The sequence below is a fragment of the Streptomyces botrytidirepellens genome, assembly GCF_003721215.1.
Taxonomy (GTDB): Bacteria; Actinomycetota; Actinomycetes; order Streptomycetales; family Streptomycetaceae; genus Streptomyces; species Streptomyces himastatinicus.
The window spans coordinates 1-1,045 of the sequence record NZ_RIBZ01000038.1 but is presented as its reverse complement, the minus strand read 5'-3'; the positions used below and the strand labels follow the sequence as shown (position 1 = coordinate 1,045).

1 protein-coding gene is annotated in these 1,045 nt (G+C 77.7%); it reads right to left on the bottom strand.

The genetic code is table 11. The features are described 5' to 3' along the window. Nucleotides 1-572: 572 nt before the first annotated feature. Nucleotides 573-1,045: ATP-binding cassette domain-containing protein (locus EEJ42_RS02620; protein WP_148081830.1), on the bottom strand; the 473-nt coding region annotated here is incomplete at its 5' end.

Below are 1,045 nucleotides of genomic sequence, written 5' to 3'. Positions count from 1 at the left end.
CGGGGCTCCGCCCCGGGCCCCGTTGCGGGGGCTCCGCCCCCTGCACCCCCGCCGGGGCTCCGCCCCTGAACCCCGGTCCTCAATCGCCGGACGGGCTGGGTTGTGGGGTCCCGCCCCGGACCCAGCTCCGGACGCGGAACGGGCTGGGGTGGTGGGCCCACCGCCCCGACTCCGGTTCCGGACGCGGGACGCGGGACGCGGGACGCGGGACGCGGGACGCGCCGCAGGGTCCGGAGGGCGGGCGGGCCCGGAGGGCGGCCCCGGAGGGCGGACGGGCTGAGTGGGCCCCGGACGGCGGATGGGCCCAGACGGCGGACCGGCCCGGACGGAGGATGGGCCCGGACGGCGGACGGCCCCGGACGACGGACCGGCCCGGACGACAGACGGCCCCGGACGACAGACGGGCCCAGACGGCGGGCCGGCCCGGACGACGGACAGCCCCGGACGACGGACAGGCTCAGACGACGGACGGGCCCGGACGACGGACAGGCTCAGACGACGGACGGGCCCGGACGGAGGATGGGCCCGGGGGGCGGACGGGCTGAGCGGGCTCGGGTAGGTGCGGCGCGGGGTCAGGACTCGGTTACTCGGCCCTCGGCCACCTCGAAGCGGCGGGTGGTGTGGACCGCTTCCAGCATGCGGCGGTCGTGGGTGACCAGGAGCAGCGTGCCCTCGTACGAAGCCAGGGCGGACTCCAGTTGCTCGATCGCGGGCAGGTCGAGGTGGTTGGTGGGCTCGTCCAGGACCAGCAGGTTGACGCCCCGGGCCTGGAGCAGGGCCAGGGCCGCGCGGGTGCGCTCGCCCGGGGACAGCGTGGACGCGGGGCGCAGCACATGGGCGGCCTTGAGGCCGAACTTGGCCAGCAGGGTCCGTACGTCCGCGGGCGCCATCTCCGGCACCGCCGCTCCGAAGGCGTCCAGCAGTGCCTCCCCGCCGAAGAACAGCCCGCGGGCCTGGTCGACCTCGCCGACCACCACGCCCGGCCCGAGTGACGCATGGCCCTCGTCCAGCGGGAGGCGGCCGAGGAGGGCGGCCAGCAGGGTGG